The 18,213-nt window shown below is 64.4% G+C and carries 13 protein-coding genes and 7 pseudogenes; 11 read left to right on the top strand and 9 right to left on the bottom strand.

Annotation, left to right across the window (positions count from 1 at the left end):
- Positions 1 to 474: 474 nt before the first annotated feature.
- From OG985_RS46380 to OG985_RS46405, 6 genes and pseudogenes are all read left to right on the top strand, one after another.
- Positions 475 to 1,341 (top strand): DUF692 family multinuclear iron-containing protein, encoded by an 867-nt coding sequence (locus OG985_RS46380; RefSeq protein WP_371666632.1) that lies wholly within the window; start codon positions 475 to 477, stop codon positions 1,339 to 1,341.
- The gene (locus tag OG985_RS46385) at positions 1,338 to 2,084 is read left to right on the top strand and encodes a hypothetical protein (protein ID WP_371666631.1); all 747 of its coding nucleotides are present in this window, start codon (positions 1,338 to 1,340) and stop codon (positions 2,082 to 2,084) included. The genes OG985_RS46380 and OG985_RS46385 overlap by 4 nt, the downstream gene beginning before the upstream one ends.
- Complete coding sequence (locus OG985_RS46390; protein WP_371666630.1) at positions 2,056 to 3,318, top strand: MFS transporter; 1,263 nt, start codon at positions 2,056 to 2,058, stop codon at positions 3,316 to 3,318. Before OG985_RS46385 ends, OG985_RS46390 begins: the two co-directional genes overlap by 29 nt.
- Positions 3,311 to 4,138 carry a DUF692 family multinuclear iron-containing protein gene (locus OG985_RS46395; RefSeq protein ID WP_371666629.1) on the top strand — a complete coding sequence of 276 codons (828 nt, stop codon included), beginning with the start codon at positions 3,311 to 3,313 and terminating at the stop codon, positions 4,136 to 4,138. The genes OG985_RS46390 and OG985_RS46395 overlap by 8 nt, the downstream gene beginning before the upstream one ends.
- The gene (gene asnB, locus OG985_RS46400; protein ID WP_371674178.1) at positions 4,126 to 6,330 is read left to right on the top strand and encodes an asparagine synthase (glutamine-hydrolyzing); all 2,205 of its coding nucleotides are present in this window, start codon (positions 4,126 to 4,128) and stop codon (positions 6,328 to 6,330) included. The genes OG985_RS46395 and asnB overlap by 13 nt, the downstream gene beginning before the upstream one ends.
- 117 nt (positions 6,331 to 6,447) lie before the next feature.
- A pseudogene (locus OG985_RS46405) lies at positions 6,448 to 6,851 on the top strand (transposase family protein); the annotation flags it as partial.
- A gap of 136 nt (positions 6,852 to 6,987) precedes the next feature.
- On the opposite strand, the pseudogene OG985_RS46410 reads toward OG985_RS46405, so the two are convergent.
- Together OG985_RS46410 and OG985_RS46415 are read right to left on the bottom strand one after the other, a co-directional pair.
- Positions 6,988 to 8,341: pseudogene (locus OG985_RS46410) on the bottom strand (IS1380 family transposase); the annotation flags it as partial.
- 161 nt (positions 8,342 to 8,502) lie between these two features.
- Positions 8,503 to 8,835, bottom strand: a pseudogene (locus tag OG985_RS46415) (transposase); the annotation flags it as partial.
- Between the two features lie 158 nt (positions 8,836 to 8,993).
- On the opposite strand from OG985_RS46415, the gene OG985_RS46420 reads away from it, so the two are divergent.
- On the top strand, positions 8,994 to 9,875 hold the full coding sequence (locus OG985_RS46420; RefSeq protein WP_371666627.1) for an IS5 family transposase: 882 nt from the start codon (positions 8,994 to 8,996) through the stop codon (positions 9,873 to 9,875).
- Between the two features lie 2 nt (positions 9,876 to 9,877).
- Complete coding sequence (locus tag OG985_RS46425) at positions 9,878 to 10,282, top strand: hypothetical protein (RefSeq protein ID WP_371674229.1); 405 nt, start codon at positions 9,878 to 9,880, stop codon at positions 10,280 to 10,282.
- A gap of 557 nt (positions 10,283 to 10,839) precedes the next feature.
- On the opposite strand, the gene OG985_RS46430 is transcribed toward OG985_RS46425, so the two are convergent.
- Complete coding sequence (locus OG985_RS46430) at positions 10,840 to 11,379, bottom strand: hypothetical protein (protein ID WP_371666626.1); 540 nt, start codon at positions 11,377 to 11,379, stop codon at positions 10,840 to 10,842.
- A gap of 110 nt (positions 11,380 to 11,489) precedes the next feature.
- Positions 11,490 to 11,813 (bottom strand): hypothetical protein, encoded by a 324-nt coding sequence (locus OG985_RS46435; protein ID WP_371666625.1) that lies wholly within the window; start codon positions 11,811 to 11,813, stop codon positions 11,490 to 11,492.
- A gap of 552 nt (positions 11,814 to 12,365) precedes the next feature.
- Between OG985_RS46435 and OG985_RS46440 the strand changes: the two are divergent.
- The 3 genes and pseudogenes from OG985_RS46440 to OG985_RS46450 form a co-directional block, all read left to right on the top strand.
- Positions 12,366 to 12,915 (top strand): annotated as a pseudogene (locus tag OG985_RS46440) (IS21 family transposase); the annotation flags it as partial.
- Between the two features lie 130 nt (positions 12,916 to 13,045).
- Complete coding sequence (locus tag OG985_RS46445) at positions 13,046 to 13,801, top strand: transposase family protein (protein WP_371666485.1); 756 nt, start codon at positions 13,046 to 13,048, stop codon at positions 13,799 to 13,801.
- Positions 13,802 to 13,816: 15 nt separating this feature from the next.
- Positions 13,817 to 13,963, top strand: a pseudogene (locus OG985_RS46450) (ATP-binding protein); the annotation flags it as partial.
- Between the two features lie 181 nt (positions 13,964 to 14,144).
- Here the strand turns inward: OG985_RS46450 and OG985_RS46455 are convergent.
- The 5 genes and pseudogenes from OG985_RS46455 to OG985_RS46475 all read right to left on the bottom strand — a co-directional run bounded on the left by OG985_RS46455 (position 14,145) and on the right by OG985_RS46475 (position 18,156).
- Positions 14,145 to 15,553: pseudogene (locus OG985_RS46455) on the bottom strand (IS30 family transposase).
- Positions 15,554 to 15,940: 387 nt separating this feature from the next.
- Positions 15,941 to 16,084: pseudogene (locus OG985_RS46460) on the bottom strand (IS3 family transposase); the annotation flags it as partial.
- Positions 16,085 to 16,253: 169 nt separating this feature from the next.
- Entirely contained in the window at positions 16,254 to 16,394 is a 141-nt protein-coding gene (locus OG985_RS46465) for a hypothetical protein (RefSeq protein WP_371666624.1), read from the bottom strand.
- 342 nt (positions 16,395 to 16,736) lie between these two features.
- Positions 16,737 to 17,318, bottom strand: a complete 582-nt coding sequence (locus tag OG985_RS46470; RefSeq protein ID WP_371666623.1) for a Uma2 family endonuclease — start codon at positions 17,316 to 17,318, stop codon at positions 16,737 to 16,739.
- Between the two features lie 448 nt (positions 17,319 to 17,766).
- Positions 17,767 to 18,156 (bottom strand): STAS domain-containing protein, encoded by a 390-nt coding sequence (locus tag OG985_RS46475; protein ID WP_371666622.1) that lies wholly within the window; start codon positions 18,154 to 18,156, stop codon positions 17,767 to 17,769.
- Positions 18,157 to 18,213 lie beyond the last annotated feature (57 nt).

The raw sequence follows: 18,213 nt of genomic DNA on the forward strand, positions 1-18,213 counted from the left end.
GCTGAACAAGCTCAGTACAAAGGCAAACTGACGGGACGTCACACTTGCCTTAAACAAGGAGAGTCTGGACACAACACCGTCAACCGCGTTTTCTCCGATCATCGTTGACAGATCCTCATGATGGTCACTCAGGTTGCCCTCCATGTAAGGGAGTTGGTCGGATTGAGTTGCAATTACTCAAGTCGTCGCAATGGCCTCGGGGTTAACTTTAAGTCGATGTACGGTTCATGACGTCAAGTGGCATCCCCATTCTGGCAAATGAGTACATTCACTCCAATCAACAAAAATGCAAAGTCAAGGGATGGTGTTATTGTGAAGCGCGTCAAGGTTCTGAAGAAGCAGCCTCAGGTTGTCCTTACCTGTTTCTGCTGACAGTAAATTAGCCGGTCACCGGGTCTTGCGCACACATCAATTCAAGGCCCGGTGGTCGGAAATAGATCCTGTTTACTGTCGGGTGGGTCACTAAATAGGGGGATGATTTTGCAGATTTCACATGCCGCGGGGGTGGGGATCGCACTCACTTCAGAATTGGGCGCCGAGGTAGTATGTCGGGACGGAGAGAAGTTCGATTTCATCGAGCTCGACCCACACGCTATTCATCTAACCGCAGATGTCGAATCCGCCATCACTGAGCTCGCCGGAAGATATCCCATAGTATTGCACTCGACGAGGCTCTCCATATGTGGTGACAATGAACTTGACCGGTTTCAGATCGAGAAAACGGATCGCATTGCACGGGTAACTGGCTGCGAATACTACTCAGACCATCTCTCTTATACGGGTGCCGGCGACATCAATCTCGACCTTTATATGCCGCCAGAATACAGCGATGAGATGCTGCATTATTTGTATGATCGCGTGAATGTCGTCAGGGATAGCACGCCATGTCCATTCGCGCTGGAAAACGTAGCCATGCTGGTCACTCAGTCAAAGGCGCAATACAGTGAGCTCGACTTTATCGACACCTTACTTAAAGAAACAGGGGTCGGTCTCCAACTGAATCTGCAGAGCGTCGCGGTGAGTGCAATTACCCTCGGTCAAGAGCCTGAGGAATATTTGAAGCTCTTCAATCTGGATAACGTCGCAATGGTGACCGTCGTTCCCGAAGGGTCGATGAATCCCGTATTGCGACGCAAATATGGGGCGGGGATTAATGGGCTCTCTTTGAGAATGCTCAAGTATGTGCTGGAAAATTCCTCCACCGATCGACTGATGGTCCAAGGGCGGGAAGGTGATGACAAGGACGAATTCCTGCGCTTTTACCGAAAGGCGTACGCTGCGTATTATGCAGTCCGGATGGGCGGGCACGAAACGATCGGCCAGAGGGGGGTTGCCCGATGAGCGTATTCGAGTATCAGCGATTTGTGGCAGGCCTCATCGTTGATGAGCACCTGTTTCAAGATTTTGTCCAGGACAGGCATGGAGTACTCCGCCGCTATCAGTTCGACTCCACCGATCGGGAACAGCTAGAGCTGCTCGACACTGACGAGCTCGCCGTCTTCAGGGACGTGGTCGACGGCACGCGTGCCGTCTTCTTCGGTCTGATCTTCGACGAGCTGCGTGGCCGGATGTCAGATGATGGATGGGACCAGCTGCTGGCCAACTTCAGACGCCAGGTCGTGGTTAAGGACTCCCGAGACTCCGCGGACTTGCGGGCATTTTGCACCTGGCTGGGCGAGGAGTTTCCTGGCAGTGCTGGTGTCGCCCTGGCCCGCTACCAGATGACTTTGCAAGTGATCGGCTCGACCCCGGTCGTCGACGGCGAACCGGGGACCCTTCGGCGGGCTTCCCGCACCGCTGTGTTTCGCAGCGGATTCGACCTGGACGAGCTTCTAGAGACGCCGCCGGACAAGTTGTGGACGATCGGTCAGGCCGACGGGATCCGGCACTACGTTCTGCAAAGCAGCGGCGAGAACACAGTCACCGTATCGGAGGTAGACAGCAGCGTGGCGGATCTTCTCGCCTATTTGCGCCGTCCCCGCTCTTCGGCGGAGGTCCGGGTAGCCCTGGCAGGCGGCGAGGATGTGAGCGATGAACTGATCAGGATGCTTGTCGATGCCGGTGCCGTCGTTGAAACCCGTTGAGCAGGTTGCTCCCCATAGTGCAGCCGTCCGGATGGGATTGGTCGCGGGAACGGTCGAGACAGTGGGGACGTCGCTCACATGGACAGGCCTGCCCGTCTACGTGGTCGCCCTCACGGGCGAAGTCTCGTTCCTCACCTGGCTGCTCACCGTGCAGACAATCGCCGGCCTCGTTACGACGCTTGTCGCCGGGGCTGTCACCGACCGCTTCTCGCTACACAAGACCATTATCGCCACGTCGGCTGTCAGCGCCGCAGGGCTGATTACGATCTACGTCGCGTTGTCGCCAGGCCGAGTGTGGCCGTTCCTCTTGCTTAGCGTCGTCATTCAGATCGCCGCCACGATCGCCGGAAACGCGGTCCGGGTCTGGTTCACCTTCCTCAGTGGGCCAGACGAGCTGGTGCGATGGACCGCCACAAGAGGGGCCTGGCTGACCACCGCCAAACTGGTCGGCACCGGCGCAGGGCCGGCCGTGTACGGCCTGACCGGGGGTGGTGCTCTGCTACTCAACGCCGCCCTCATCGTCGCCGCAGCGGTGCTGTATGGCTGCGCGTCGCGAGGCCTGCCTTACGGAGTAGGTCGGACACCTGGGGCCAACGAGAGTGTCGGACCCGGCGGAATCGGACCGCGCACCCAAATCCTGGCACAGGTTATAGCAGCAGTCCGGCTCGTCCGGACTGTACCGAGACTGGGCATGCTCCTTGGCCTGCAGGCAAGCGCAGGACTCCTCGGGCTGCCACTGACCGGCGTAGCGTTGCAACTGCTGCAAGCCATGCCGTCCACCCAAACGATCCATTACTCGGCTTTTTGGGTGGTGGGATTCGGAGCGGCGTTCGCAGCGAATCTCACCTTGAGCAAGAGCCGAATCCTCGATCGTCGTCAGGTGGCGACGACAGGCGCATGCATTGCCGCGACCGTCGTCGCCTTCGCCGCTATCTCGGGTGTCTCCGACCCGCTCGTGTTCGTGCTGGGATTCGTCATCGTCGTAGTCGCCAGAACGACGCTGAACGTCATGCTGTTCGCCGCCATCGTTCCTACCGTGCCCGCACAGTATCGGGGACGCGTCATCGCGCTCAGCGACCTAGTGAACAACGGCACGGGACTGCTTGCGTTGACCATATTCGGCGCGCTGCGAACGGACGCGCTACCACTGACCACCATGGCCTACGTCGCCACGGTGGGAATAGCCTCCTATATTCTCGTCAAAGCGATGAACAGGAACATGAGACATGAGTGAATTCGCTGGAGTCGGCATCTCGTACCGGCCAGAATTCGCGGATTTTCAGCAACGCCTCGCGGAAGTAGTGGACTGCGTGGAGATCCTTTTTGAAGGATCGTTTCCAGTGGGAAAAGAAGGCACCGAGGTGCTCGGGTGGCCGCATCAGAAGGCCGCTCACGCCATGACGCTCTCCCCAGCCCGGGCGGACTTTCAGATCCAGCCGGAATTGCGCCTACTCCTGGCAGAGGCCCGGGACAACGGCATCGTCCTCCTCAGTGACCACTTGAGCTATTCATCGGTCGGTGAATATTCCGTGCCCAATTTTTTCTCCTGCACTCGCACGGCCGCCGAGGCGGATCGCATCGCCGGGAATATCGCCGCCCTGCGAGAGGCCGCGCAGATGAACGTCGCCATCGAGAACCCGGTCACTTTCCTCTCTCAGCCAAGCGACGCGATGAGTGAGACGCAGTTCGTCAACACTGTCCTGAACACGGCAGACTGCGGCATGGTCCTCGACGTCAACAATCTCTACATCGACGCCAAAAACAACTCGTTCGATCCATACGACTACATCCGCTCACTTGACGGCGACAGGATCGCTTACCTCCACGTCGCCGGCCACGCCCACTACAGGGGTCTACTGGTCGACTCCCACGACAGCAACGTGGACGCTGAGGTATGGCAACTGCTGGATTTCGCGCTCGGCACCACTGGCGCCGCAGCGGTGATACTCGAGCGCGACAACAGGAGCGCCACCGAAGAAGTTATCATGTCAGAGCTGGACATCCTCCGCAGCATATGGAACAGGCACCGCAAGGGGACTGCATGTGCGGCATAGCCGGACACGCCGCCTTCGGTGGCCGAAAACTCCCTGAAGAGACCGAACAGACCCTCAGCCGAATGCTGCGTACCCTGTCACTGCGCGGGCCCGACGACAATGCCATGATCGTCGACCACTCTGTGGCAATGGGCTTCAGCCGCCTGGCCATCGTCGATCTGCCCAGTGGGCGGCAGCCCTTCGTAAGCGAGGACGGCTCCGTCGTCCTGACCGTGAACGGCGAGATCTACAACCACCGCGAACTCGCCAAGGGCCTGCCGCAAGACACTACTTGGCGTTCCAAGTCAGACTGCGAGGTGCTGCTACATCTCTACCACCACCGTGGCCTGGAATTCTTGGAGGGCGTCCGGGGCATGTTCGCCCTAACGCTGTGGGATCGACGCCGCGCCAGACTCCTCCTGGCGAGGGACTACTTCGGAATCAAGCCACTGTTCTACCACCGTGACCGCGAACGCCTCGTTTACGGGTCGGAAATCAAGGCGCTGCTACAAGATCCCCGGTGCCCACGCACAATCGCCTGGGAAGACGCTCTGGCCGACCGCGCCCTGACCTGGGAGCCACTGTTGGTGACCCGCCGGCCCCAGACGTGGTTCACAGGCGTTGATGCGGTCCGGCCCGGTACGATCCTCGACTTCAATCTTAAGACCGCAGACCTCACAGAGCATGCCTTCTGGCGATTCCCGCCGCCTTCTGGCCATGGCGAGACAGGGGCGAGCGACGCAGAGATCGTCCGCCACTATGGAGATATCCTCCGCTCCTCCGTCACCGACTGTCTCATGGCCGATGTAGAAATCGGGCTGATGCTCAGCGGGGGCGTGGACTCTGCGTCCCTCGCGGCCCTCGCAACATCCACGGCCGGTGACGCAGGGCCAGCCATGCATACATTCACCGTGCTCAACGGCACTACAACGGTGAACGGCGACGCCGAACATGCTCACCACCATGCCTCCCGACTGGGCCTGCCCAATCATCAAGTGCTGTTCGAACGTGACCGCATCCCCAGCGGACAAGAGTGGAAGAACCTGCTCTGGCTGCAGGAGACACCACTCTGCGGTCCAGAGCAGTTCTACAAATACGAGCTGTACCGATACGTCCGAAGCGTCCGGCCCGGGCTCAAGGTCATGCTGCTCGGCCAGGGCTCGGACGAGTTCAACGGCGGGTATTCCGCGGACATGGCGGGCGACGACGGTTGGGAAGGCTTCATCGCCGAGTTGACCGGGATGAGCCGCCGTACCGCTCTGGCCTCCGCTCCGGAACTGAGCCTGTGGTGGGAAACCACCGACAAGCCGCTGCTGCGAGACACCGCTCTCCCGGCGTTCTCTCCCCCTGTCGATTCCTACGCCGCTTTCATCACCATGAAGTACCACGACATCGAACGGTACAACTGTTGGCACGAAGACCGCAGTGCCTCAGGCCACGGAATAGAGGCCCGGGTGCCCTTCCTCGACCCGCGCTTGGTCGAGCTGACCGCAGCCATTCCGCCTCAGCGCCGCGCCCGCCTGCTGTGGGACAAACGGATCCTCCGCGACGCCATGCGGGACGTCCTGCCGGACCCGATACGCAAGCGCCCGAAGGTCCCCTTCATCCTCGGTCACGGAGGCGGCCACTCTCGGGCTGTATTCGCCCAGATGCTTACGAGTAGCAACGGCGAATTGCTGGACGAAGCCCTTGCCACCCCAGCAGCCGCTCACCTACTCCACGCCGATGGCCTGCGCGCCGCGCTGAAGCAACTGCGCGACGTACCCAGTTCACACATGGTCGATCGGGTGCTGCGGTTGATCAACCTCGGCCTTCTCGCGACGATGGCAGCCGACCCGCCTGATTTGATCATTGCAAACGGACCTCGTGCGCCGCGGGCCTATTCGGTAACCGAGTGGTCCGCTCAGCGCACCGACATCGAGTCGGTCACTCTCGGCCGACATTCCCCCGACGACACGGTCCTCGCGTTCGCGGAGAACGTGCTTCTGTTACGCGACGACAAAGACTCCGACATCTCGTACCTGGCCATCGACGGGACCGTCGAGTACATGATCAGAGAGCAGGACGCACCCGCCTGGTCACGCCTCCTACGCGAAATCGACGGCCGGACCACACTCAGCGGCGTGATGAGCGCTGCTGATGCCGAGCACGCCGACATCCTCGACCTCCTCTCGCAGGCCCTTGAGGAAGGGATCCTGGTGACCACCCCCTGATCATGCTGTTTCCGCGGGACTGTCTAATCAACGGCTCTGGCCCGTAAACGGTGGTAACACCGAGTAGCAGCACGTGATCATGATCTTGTGATGGGTGTCAATGAGCTTGTGGGCGTGGTGTTTTCGGGTTTGTCGGCCTCGTCGTCGAAGTCGTGGCGGACGAGGGAGACGTCATCTGGGTGTTGGCGCGGACGCGGGAATCCGGTGCCGTGCCCGGTGTGCGGGCAGCCGGCGGGGCGCGTGCACGGCTTCCAGGGACGGAGGTCGCAAACGTGCCGGTGGATGGACGTCGGGTGGTCGTCTCGGTGATGTTGCGCCGGCTGATGTGCCCGGTGCTCGGCTGTACGCGGCAGACGTTCCGTGAGCAGGTTCCCTGTGTCGTGGAGCGCTACCAGCGTCGCACCACCCGCCTGGCCGACCAACTCGGCTGCGTGGTTAGGGAGTTAGCGGGCAGGGCGGGCGCCTGCCTCGCCGCGTGCTGGCGTGCGCAAGCTAGCCTCCCCGTTTCGCTTCGAGTGGTTGAGCTGGAGTGATGGCGGAGGACTGGTGCTGTCGGCCCTGGTTCGGTGTGTGGGCATGGCTTGGGCCCGACGCTCGGGCCGGGGTCTCCAACGGGTTCCTCGGTGGTGGGAGGGCAGGGACATTGCCGCAGTTCAGGTGGTCGGGCGCGGGTAGTGTGGTGAGGCGGACGAAGGCGTTGATGAGTTTTTGCCGCCAGGGCCAGGTCGCGGCGATCCGCAGGCGAAGGCGGCGGCCGCCGCGAGTGATGCGGGCGGCTGCGTGCAGCAGCCGGTAGCGCAGCTTCTTCGGCTCGGCGGTGGCCAACTCTCCTTCGAGCAGCAGGGTCTGGGTCCACGCGAGCAGATCGGTGGCGGTCAGGGACAGCTCCAGCACGCTTGGTTGAGGGGGAAGTGGCGGGAGGGGAAGCGGCCGAAGCCGGTGGTCTTTCCGCAGCGGATGCGGTCCTCGACGCGTGCGTGCGCGCGGTGGCGGACTTCCAGGTGCTGCAGCGAGCCTTCGCCATAGGGGTGTCGGTCAGGAAGACCCGGTGGCGCATGCCCTCATCCAGGTCGAACAGGGACAGTTGGGCGGCGGGGTGCGGGCGCTCGCGGCGGACGATGATCCGGGTGCCGCCGGGGTAGCCGTCCAGGTCGACCATGCCGGTCAGCTCGGCGACCTCGGCGCTGGCGCGCAGGGTGCCATCCTGCTCCAGCGCGGGGTGCCAGACCTTGTCGGGCAGGGCGCGGATCGCGCGGCGTACCGGCTCGGTGACGGGATGTCCGACCGAGAAGGATATGTGGACGCCTCGGGCGTGCAGGGCCCGCAGGTGAGCCAGGAACGCTCTGGGACGGTGATGTGGTCGGCGGCGGTGTTGGCGCCCGCCTGCGTTGCCCGGCCGCAGCAGTCGGGTCCAGGGCTCCGCCGGTGTTGTCCGGGAAGCACAGCAGTGGGTGATAGCCGAAGCCTCGCTTGTAGGTGGCTGCGGCCTGCTCTTTCTCGGAGTGGCAGGTGACCACGGTGGCGTCCATGTCAGTGACCAGCCCGGGCAGGTTCCGCCCGCCGGCTTGGGCCGCGGGTATGCCGCGGCCCGTCTCGGCGGCCTACATCCAGGCGACCTCGCGCGCTGCAGCTCGGGCCGTGTGCAGTGCTTCCAGTTCCGTGTGGTCGATGCCGACAGCAGGCGCCAGGCGGTCGGAGTAGAGGCCACCGGTCCGAAGACCTCGGCCTGGTCACGCAGTAGGGCCAAGTCGGCGATGGCTTCGCCGCCGTCCGCGAGCATCACCGCCAGGTCCACCGCGATTCTGCCCGGGTTGTCTCCGGTGCCGCGTGGCCGCAGACGACGGCGCAGAGCGTCGGTGAACGCGGCGGTCAGACCGGTGGTGTCAGCGAGATCGGCCAACAGCCGGGACCCGGCATGGCTGACCACCCCGTGGCCGTCGGCCGAGACGACGGGCTTGGGGCGCGAGGCGGTAGTGTGCACGCAGAAAGTGCCCTCCTGCTGGGATGACAGAGACCTTCGACAAGCCTCATCTTCCCAGCTCAGAGGGCGCTTTCGCGTTTCCAAATCAAGATCCGGACACCGCGGCAAGTGAAACGCGCAGGCTAGTAGGGCTTAGTCAGCTTCACTCGTGGGTGGCGTGTCCGCTGGTCCGTGAGGGTCGTTGGGGTGTGTCAATTTAACGGCTCTGTTCCGTAGTCGGTGGTGACGGTGCGTTCTCCCCATTGCAGGAGGATGCGGTGACGGAGGAGGTCGAATCCTGCTCGGCCGTGCATCTGCCGCGTGATCTTCTCGGTTCGGGTATTGACGCCCTCTGTCCGGCCGTTGTGGTGGGGCAGGGTGAGGCCGGCGTTCACGGCGGTGCGGTTGAGTTCGAGGCCGTTGCAGAAGCTGTGCAGGTGGGGCAGGCCAGCGGTGCGGACTGTGGCGATCCACTGGGTGAGCTTGTCGTCGTTGGCCTGGGTCGGGGTCAGGGGCGTGGCGAACTCGCCGGTGAGTCGGGCGAGTGCGAGCGCATGCTGGCAGGTCGAGTGCGGCAGGATAGATGACCAACGAGGCCCCCGAGCAGCGTGGTTGAGACGTCAGTGGGCGTTCTGCGAGTCGTCGTGGCCGGTTGTCCGGTTTGGCGGGTTGCGGTTGAGCGGTCCTGCGGTGTTCTGGAAACGTGGCCGAGCGGCAGCCGTACCCGAGTGATCTGTCGGACGAGGCGTGGGAGCTGATCCGGCCGGTCATCACGTCCTGGAAGGGGCAGCACCGCTCGGTCAGCGGCCACGAAGGCCAGTACGGGATGCGGGAGATCGTCAACGCGATCCTGTACCAGGCCCGGGTGGGCTGCCAGTGGCGCTACCTGCCGCACGATCTCCCGCCGTACACCGCGGTGTACTACTACTTCGGCAAGTGGCGCGACGACTGCACCGACCAGGTGATCCATGACCTGTTGCGCTGGCAGGTCCGAGAGAGCCGCGGCCGGAGCGAGGACCCGTCCGCGATCGTGATGGACACCCAGACCGTGCACACCTCGGTCAACGCACCGAAGGAGACGACCGGGCTGGATCCGGGCAAGAAGAGCCGGGGCCGCAAGCGGGGCATCGCCACTGACGTGCTCGGCCTGCTCATCGCGGTGATCGTGGTGGGCGCGAGCGTGCACGACAACGCCATCGGCATCACATTGCTGGACCGGGTCGCCGCGGACAACCCGTCGGTGACCAAGAGCTGGGTGGACGCCGGGTTCAAGAACGCGGTCATCAACCATGGCGCCGCCCTGGGCATCGACGTCGAGGTGGTCCGGCGGGGTCCGGACACCAAGGGCTTCACGCCGGCGCCCAAGCGGTGGATCGTCGAGCAGACCTTCGGCACGCTGATGCTGCACCGCCGCCTGGCCCGCGACTACGAAACGCTGCCCGCCAGCTCGGCCTCATGGATCCGCTGGTCGATGACCGACGTGATGACCCGCCGCCTCACCGCCGCTACGACGTTGACCTGGCGCGACCCGCCGCCCGCCCGACCGCGGGGACCCGGTGGGAACGAGCGGAACGAGCCGGAGTGAGCATGCACCAGTTCCTGGAACAGCTCCAGATACGCGAGGCCGCGGCCCGCGACCTGGCCGACAAGCTCCGTTCCCAGATCGCCGAGCTCACTACCCAACTCGAGGCCGCCGAACGGGCCTTGCAGCGGCTGCGCATCACCTACGAGACCATCCTGGAGATCGCCCCGGATCTCCCCGGCGGGCTCGAGCCGCTGCCCTCGGCCTACCGCCAGATCCTCGCGCTGTTCGAGGACACCGAACACGGCCTCCATCCCAAAGAAGTCTGCCTCGCCCTGAACACCGGCACCGAGCCCCGGCACGTTGAAGGCACCCGCGCCAAGCTGGAACGCCTGGTCAGCCGCGGCATCCTCACCGAACCAGAACCCGGCCTCTTCACGCTTCCGCAGCCAGCCCCACACCCAGACTGACAGCCGGCAAAAGCTCGCAGAACGCCCACTCAGACATCTCGATCAACTGCCCGGAGGCCTCGCTCGCTGCGCTTGGTGGGCGTCACCTGATCGGGGCCCAGCTCGAAGAAACTCAATGAGCTTCTTCAGCTTGGCAACGATCGGGTGACGGCCGTCTCCGCAAAGCTTGCCGATCACTGCAGGCCGTGCCCCGGTCAACCTTCGGCACCCATTCACCTGGGGGAGTGGCCGCTGAAGGGCTCAATGAGCACTACACAGCACTACCACCGACTACGGGCCAGAGCCGAAATCTTCACAGACCCTCCCGAACCCGACCTCCACCCGCGGCGAAATGCGCCACGGAGTCGCGGAGTCGGTCAAAGGCAAACGGAATCGGCGATGATGCGTCGGCAGGCACGTTCTTCCACTCGGATCACGGGACGTCGAGAATTCCATGATCTTGGAAGCCCATGCCTGTCACGCTCCCGCCGGAACCCCACCAAGTCGCAGATCATCGCGGCATCAAGCGACTACGCCGCAGCCCCGGGGCTGCGGCGAGGCCGAACCTCCTGTGAATTTCAGTGCTTAAGGCTGATCGCCATACTGGCATAGTCCCGGCTGTCGCCAGCAGTGGACGAGTACTCAGCTGTGTTGTTCACCCGCATGCCCCCGATCACGTCCGACTTGCCCCTTCCCTTCACAAGGTGAGAGAAGGAGGAAAGTCCGTCGAAGTCCGTGTTGCCGCACCCAGCTCCGTCGAAAAGGCTCATCTTGGTTGTGGTGTGCATGCCGTCTTGCTCAAGCGTTGCTCGCAGTTCAGCTACCACGCGCACCGCCTCACCGGTGAAGTCTTCCTGACACGCCTGCATAGTCCAGGTGGTGGTTTTCTGGAAAGCCACGATCTTCGTAGGTGCCTCGAACTTGAGTACGGGATTCGTGATGCCATCCGGGGCTGCATTCTCCGACTCGGCGTGGACGAACATGTTGAAAGTCGGGGTAACAGTTTGGTGCCGCGGAACCAAAACCACGGCCTGGGCTGACACGGCCGGGACGAGAACCGCACCGGCAACAGCGGTTGCACCCAGCGCCAGACCCGCAAGGCTTCGCGTGAGGAACATGATCTCTCCTTATAATTCGACTGGAGGAAGCACCCTCCGAAGCGAGCCACCGAAGTGGTGTTGCTGCCTAATACGGACCGCTTCACGCGCCCCGCGCAGGTAATTGCTACTCACGTCGGGCCTTGGGCCGGTCTTGGACACCCGAGCGACTTGGACTCGAAGGTCCAGGAGGGTGTCGTCACTCTGGTGATGGTGGGAGGCCTGACCGCCTGGATCGCCAAGGAAAGCCTGCGCACCCTCCTTGCTCTGGCCCGCACCGGCGCCAGGGCTGATTCAAAGTCCCAGCGATCATGTGGCGTTGCTGCTCGGAGTAGGCCGATCAGGTCCAGCGGGCGGGTGAAAGGCGCGTAGGAGATCTCGCGCCAGCCGGCGGCGATGCCGTGATGTCCGGCGCCGCGCAGGGTGCTGATCGCGAAGCTGCGCAGCGTGGCCATGTTCTCCGGCCCATGCCCGGTGCGGATCTTCGGGGCGTCCGGGGGGCGTCCTCGCCGAACGTGGTGTCTCTCACGTGGTGCACGGCCTCAATGCCCCAGTGACCGCAGGCGAGTTGGTCGATGGCCTACGGTGATGCCGCAGGTGCCGGCAGGTCATCTCGCGGGTGATCTCGCCCGTCCTGAGGTCGGTGCGGTGCCGGTGGATCTTCGCGGCCTGCGTCACGTGCGGGAAGTCCATAGCAAGGTCGGTGACGGTGAGGGTGCGGACCGAGCGGCCTCTCGCGCCGTCCGTGCCTGGCCTCTCGTTCGCAGTGTCGCGCGGTCACCTCGTTCCACGGCAAAGAGCGCAGCACGTCGTGGAGCGTCGGCTGGTTCCGCTTGACCACGAGCACGTAGTGCGCCTTCTTCTCCACCAGCCATCTCGCTGTCGCCGTACGTCTGAACGCGGCCAGTGACGTACGAGTGGAAAGGGCGGCTTGTTGATGCGGTGAGTCCTGTTGCTCGGCACTCTGCTGCTGGTTGGTAAGGGGCGGCGGAGGGCAGCAGCTGGCGATGGTGTTGGACCCGCAACGCTGGTGGGAACTGCGACGTTTCCGTGCCCTGTTCGAGTCCGGTGCGGTGACTCTGACGGAGGTCGCCAAGGAGACGGGCCTGAACCGGAAGCCGGTCCGCATGTATCTGTCCGGGCAGGCCCCGGCCGCGCCGCCGAGGAGGGTGTCGAACGGCAGGCCACGCAAGAAGGCGGTGGACGAGGTCGCGCTGCTGATCGACGCGATGCTGAAGGCGGAGATCCTCATCAAGGGTGCGGTGGTGCACGAGCGCCTGGTGAAGAACTACGGCTCCACCATCAACTACCGGCGCGTCAAGGTCTATCTGCAGGAAGCCCGTCCACGAGTTGCCGAGGAACTGGGCATCTCGCCGCGGGAATTGGCGGGGATGCGCCGCCGCCTCGAGGTCGTGCCCCGGGCCCAGGCCCAGGCCGACTGGGGCGACGAGGGCAAGGTTCTCGCCCACCTGAGCATCCCGAAGGTCTATTCGTTCCACATGACCCTGTCCCCGCGATCCGTTCTGCTGCTTCACCACCAGTCAGGATCTGCAGACCGACCAGTGAGCGTTTTCAGGGTGGCCACTGATCGAGTGATGCAAGGGGATGGCTGGCAGGGCAACGGACGAGGCTCCCAGGCAGTTGAGAGAGGTATCTGACATGCGATCTCGGTTGCCGGGGAGCCCCGTTGATTACGTATCCTGCCGCACTCGACCTCCCGCATGCCCTCGTGGAGACGGTCACGATGCTGATCGTCCTTCGTGAGGGTGACCGCCGGTGCAAGCTCCGTCCGTCCGCGCGTGCGGTTGTCGCGCTCGTGTACTTGCGCCAGCACACCACGCTGGCCCAGATCGCCGCTGGTTTCCGCATCAGCGTCGGGACCGCGCACGCCTATGTCCGCTCCGTGGTGGGCCTGCTGGCGCGCCGGGCTCCGGGGCTGACGCGGGCCCTGCGTGAAGTGAAGGCCCGGGCGGAATACGTGCTGGTGGACGGCACCCTCGCGGAGTGCGACCGGGTCGGTGACGGCCGCGGGGACTACTCGGGAAAGCACCGGCGTCACGGTGTGAACCTGCAGGTCGTCACCGATCCGGACGGCACCATCGTATGGATCTCGAAGGCGCTGCCCGGTCGCACCCACGACCTCACCGCCGCCCGCACCCACCGGATCATCGACACCTGCCGCAGACTCGGTATCCCGGTCCTGGCCGACCTCGGCTACCTCGGTGCCGGCGGCACCATCACCACCCCGATCCGACGTTCTCCCGGCAAAGAACTCAACCGCCGGCAGCTATCGCTGAACAGGGCTCATGCCCGCCTGCGCTACCCGGTCGAGCGCGGCATGGCCCGATTGAAGACCTGGCGGATCTTCCGCAAAGCCCGCTGCAGCCCCACCTGGCTCACCACCGCAGCCAAAGCCGTCCTCACCCTTGAGAGCTACTGCTGAAAATCCTCAGTGGCCCGCCGGGCCGAGGAGGGCAAGCTCGGCTATCTCGACTTCCTCGACTTGGTGCTGTCCGAGGAACTCGCGGTCCGCGACGACCGCCGCTTCCGCCGGTCTCTGCTGTTCTCGAAGCTGCCGCACCACAAGACGCTGGAGGACGTCGAAGATGTCGGCGCGGGCGGTGGCCCGGTCGGGCCAGAAGCGGGTGCCGATCTCCTCTTTGAGTACGGCCCAGAAGCTCTCCTCGGCGGCGTTGTCGAAGCAGCTCCCGGTCCGGCCCATGCTCTGCCGGTGTCCCAACTTGCTGATCCTGTCACGGAGTTGTCCGGAGGTGTATTGGGCGAGTTCAACTGGTCGATGCAACACCGACTTGTTGAAGCGAGCGTAGTTGCTCCTCGAAGACTTCAGCGGGCGTCTTCCATCCGAGGATCCTTCGCGGCCGGTTGTTGAGCGCGTGAGCGACGGCCTCGAGTTCGTCAGCGGACCAGCGCGACCGGTCGGTGCCTGGGGAAGTACTGCCGCAGCAGACCGTTTGTGTTCTCATTCGTCGGGCGCTGCCATGGTGCGTGCGGGTCAGCGAAGAACACCCGCGTTCCGGTCTCCAGCGCGAACTGCGCGTGGCCCGAAAGCTCCTTCCCGCGATCCCACGTCAGGGTCTTGCGCAACTGGTCGGGCAACTTGGTCATCGACGCCGTGAGCGCGGCGTTCATCGCGACGGCCCCGTAGCCGCCGAGCGACGGCCCGTTTTTCACATACGGCTTCTCGCCCCAGCCTTCCATGCGTGGTAGGTGGACCAGGAGCGTTGAACGACTGCTGCGCTCGACAAGCGTGCCGATCGCGGACCTGTCCGTCCCGATAATCAGGTCGCCTTCCCAATGCCCGGGTACGGCCCGGTCGTTGGCCTCGGCGGGGCGCTCGCTGAGGACGACATCGGCGGTGACATGCCCTTGGGGCTTGTTCCGTGACCTGACCCTCGGCTCCCGCAACGCTCGCCCCGTTCGGAGGCAGGTGACCAGTTCACGCTTGAGCGCACCACGCCCCTCGATGAACAGCGACTGATAGATAGCCTCGTGGCTGATGCGCATGGACTCATCATCGGGGAAGTCGACCTTCAGCCGATGCGCGATCTGCTCTGGGCTCCATGCCGTCGACCACCGTCGGTCTCGGCGATGGGGCTTGTTCAACCCCTTCCACGGCGGTGTCCTGGGGCCCGGGACGATCGTGCCGTCATGCCACGGACGTTGCCAGCGAGCCGGTCCTGCACGTACTCGCGCAGCCGCTCGTTGCCCACCAGCTTCGCCGGCTTCGGACGCTTTGCGGCCTGCTGCGCCTTCCATTGCGCCACCACGGCGCGGTATACCGGCTTGCCGCCCCTGGTCGCAGCGTTTCGGCGCAGTTCACGAGAGACGGTCCCGGGGTCTCGGCCGATCCTGCGAGCGATCTCCCGCACGCCCTTGTCCTGGGCCCTGAGCAGAGCGATCTCTTCACGCTCGGCGAACGACAGGTACCGGCCGGTGGGCTCGTCCAGGCTCAGCGGCGTCATCCCGCCAGCGTGTCGAAACCATCGGATCCCGACCGGTGCCGACACGCCGACCCCTTCGGCGGCCTGGACCGTTGTGACCCCGGACGCGATCAGGCGCCAGACTCCCGTTGCACAGCGCGCGACGGCTCCGGGCGGCCGGGCGAGCGCATCGGTGCCCGCATCGCCCGATCCGCGGCCCACTGCCGTCGTGCCCCGGCCGGCACCTGCGGCATCGGCTTCCTTGGCCGTCCCATCCAACACCTCCGTGATCAAGGTGTTGCGACGACCAGTTGAATCCGCCCTGCGACCCGCGGTCGCTGTGGATCACGCAGCCGGGTTCCAGGCGGCCCAGTGGGCGGCCATGTCCAGGGTGTCGACGACGAGTTCAGCGCGGTGGTGGTCGGCCATCGAGTACCCGATGATCTCGCGCATGGCCAGGTCCAGCCGCGAGGCGAGGTAGAGCCAGCCCGCGGCCGTGGGGATGTAGGTGATGTAGGTGATGTCCCGACGATCTTCGTTCCGGGGCGGGTGGCGGTGAAGTCCCGGCCTATCAGGTCCGGCGACGGGGCTGCCTTGGTGTCGGCCTTGGTAAGGCTGCGGCGGCCGGTGCGCCGGCTGTTCCCGGCGATGCCGTGTTCCCGCGTGACCCGTGCCACCCGCTCGCGGTTGACCGGTCGGCCCTGCCGGCGCAGTTCGGCGGTGACGCGCGGGACGCCGTAGTTCCGCCGGGATGCGATGTGGATCACCGTGATCGCGTGCGCCAGGGCCTCATCGGCCCGCCGCCTCGGCTCCGGCCTCCCACGCGTAGTACGTGGAGCGGGCCGTCTTCATCACCTTGCATAGCAGCACGAGCGTGTAGTTCGCCTTCTCCGCATGGATGAACCGGCATATCTCGCTTACCGGTCGCTCTCCTTCGCGAAGAAGGCGGACGCTTCAGATCTCGATCGTCTTCGCCTGCTCGGCGGTCAGCTTCCGCAGCCGCTTCAGCTCCTCGTCCCGGTCGGCGGCACTCTGCCCGGCCTGACCGGCGGCGGGGGCTGATCCGGTGTCCTGGGCGGCGCGGGCCTTCTTCACCCAGCCCCGCAGGGACTCCGAACTGACCCGAGCTCCCGGGCGACCTCGGTCATCGTCCGGCCCGACAACCGCACGAGCTCGATCGCGTCCCGCTTGTACTCGTCCGAGTACCGATTCGTGTACTTGCTTCCCACCTGGCACTGCTCCCTCTGGGCTCTCACATCCCAGTCTCCAGGTGTCCACGATCAAGGGGAAGCTTCATCCCAGCACCGGACCTCGTCCGTGGTCAGCTCGTCACGCCGGACCAGACCCGGCGGCAGTGCCAGCCCCATGCACTGCCAATGAGACGATCATGATCACGTCACGTGACACCCGGCAGTAGTACCGGGGAGCCGCCCCTGATCAACGGACGAGACGGGGCAGGTCGATGTCGATGTCGAAAGGGGCCGCTGTCTTCATGCGGTCGCGGTTAATGCCAGTGGCGACGTAGGCGCGGGTGGTGTCGTCCAACTCGTACGTGTGGATGACGGGGAGGCCATTTTCCTCCTCAATACGCCAGTAGTGCGCGATACCCGCCTGCGCGTACTTGAACGGCTTCAGCGACCGGTCCCGGTCGGCGGACTCGTCTGAGACGACTTCGATGGCGAGAGCGACCTGATCGGGGAGGTAGCGCGTACGGTCCGGTTCGTATGGGACCGTGACAGCAAGGACATCTGGCTCGGGCCGGTTCTTCTCGTTCAGCTTGACCGTCATTTCCCGGTCGATCATGAATCCCTCGGGGGCCTGATCGTCCAGAGCCGTCGTAAGGCGAGTGACGACGCGGGCGTGCCAGGACCGCTGCGGGGACATCATGAAGATCAGCGCTCCATCGATCAGCTCAGTGTGTCGGGGAAGATCGGGTGCGTTGTCGAGGTCGTCAGCTTCCCACCCACTCGGACGGGGCGGCAGCATCCAGGGCGGGAGCGCGTCCCACGCGGTCGTCATCGTCTCCTCCTTCGGGCGTCCCTGGCCAGCTTATCCGTCAGTTCTGCGTGGCGTCGGTGAGAGCCGCAACGAGAGCGGCGACGGGGTCGGCTGTAGCGGGGCGTGGGCCAGTCGGCGAAGCGTTGTCACGTTTGTCGGGGGTGGAGGCGTCCGGCGGTGCGTCAGGGCGTCTGGTGTCAGCTCTGGAGGGCGAGATCACCGATCACCTCGGAATGACAGGCATGATCGGCGGGCAAGAACGGGCAACTCCCACAACGGAACCCGCTCCGAAACGGTGCTGAACCGAGGTCGGACCCGTCGAGATTGCCGTGCCCTGTGACCGGGAGGGCTCGTTCGAGCGGAAGATCGAAGGGCTGGGGAAGGGCTTGGCCCCTCTCGCGTTCCCGGGAACGATCACTGGCTGTTTTCTGATCGGCGGCAGGCCGGGATAACCGCTGTCTGGTGGCTCTCAGTCCCGTTGCGGGGCGTGGCCACGGGTGTTGTTTGGTGGGCTGGTGGCGTGTGTCAGGCCAAGGAGCAAGGGTGGGGTCCAGGGGGAGGCTGTTCCGAGGCGGGTGAGGGTGCGGTGGATGTTGGGGTGGAGGCTGGTGATGTGGAGGGTGGTGTTGGTGGCGTGGACGGTGTCAGTGAGATGTTGCAGCGCGCGTAGGCCGGTTCCGTCGCAGAAGACGAGGTTGGTGAGATCCAGGTGGAGGCGCCAGGGATGTCCGGCCAGTGCTGTGGTGAGTGCTTGGTGGACGAGTGGGGTGGTGGCGAGGTCGAGTTCTCCGGTCAGGCGGAGCAGGACGGTGTCTCCGTGCCACAGGGTGTGGGTCTGGAGCAGTTGGTCCGCTCGCATGGCCGCCTCCGGAGATGTTCGGGTGGGCCAGGGCTGGCTGGCTTCCTGGTGCTCCCG

Origin of the sequence: Streptomyces sp. NBC_00289 (genome assembly GCF_041435115.1) — a bacterium.
Classification (GTDB): domain Bacteria; phylum Actinomycetota; class Actinomycetes; order Streptomycetales; family Streptomycetaceae; genus Streptomyces.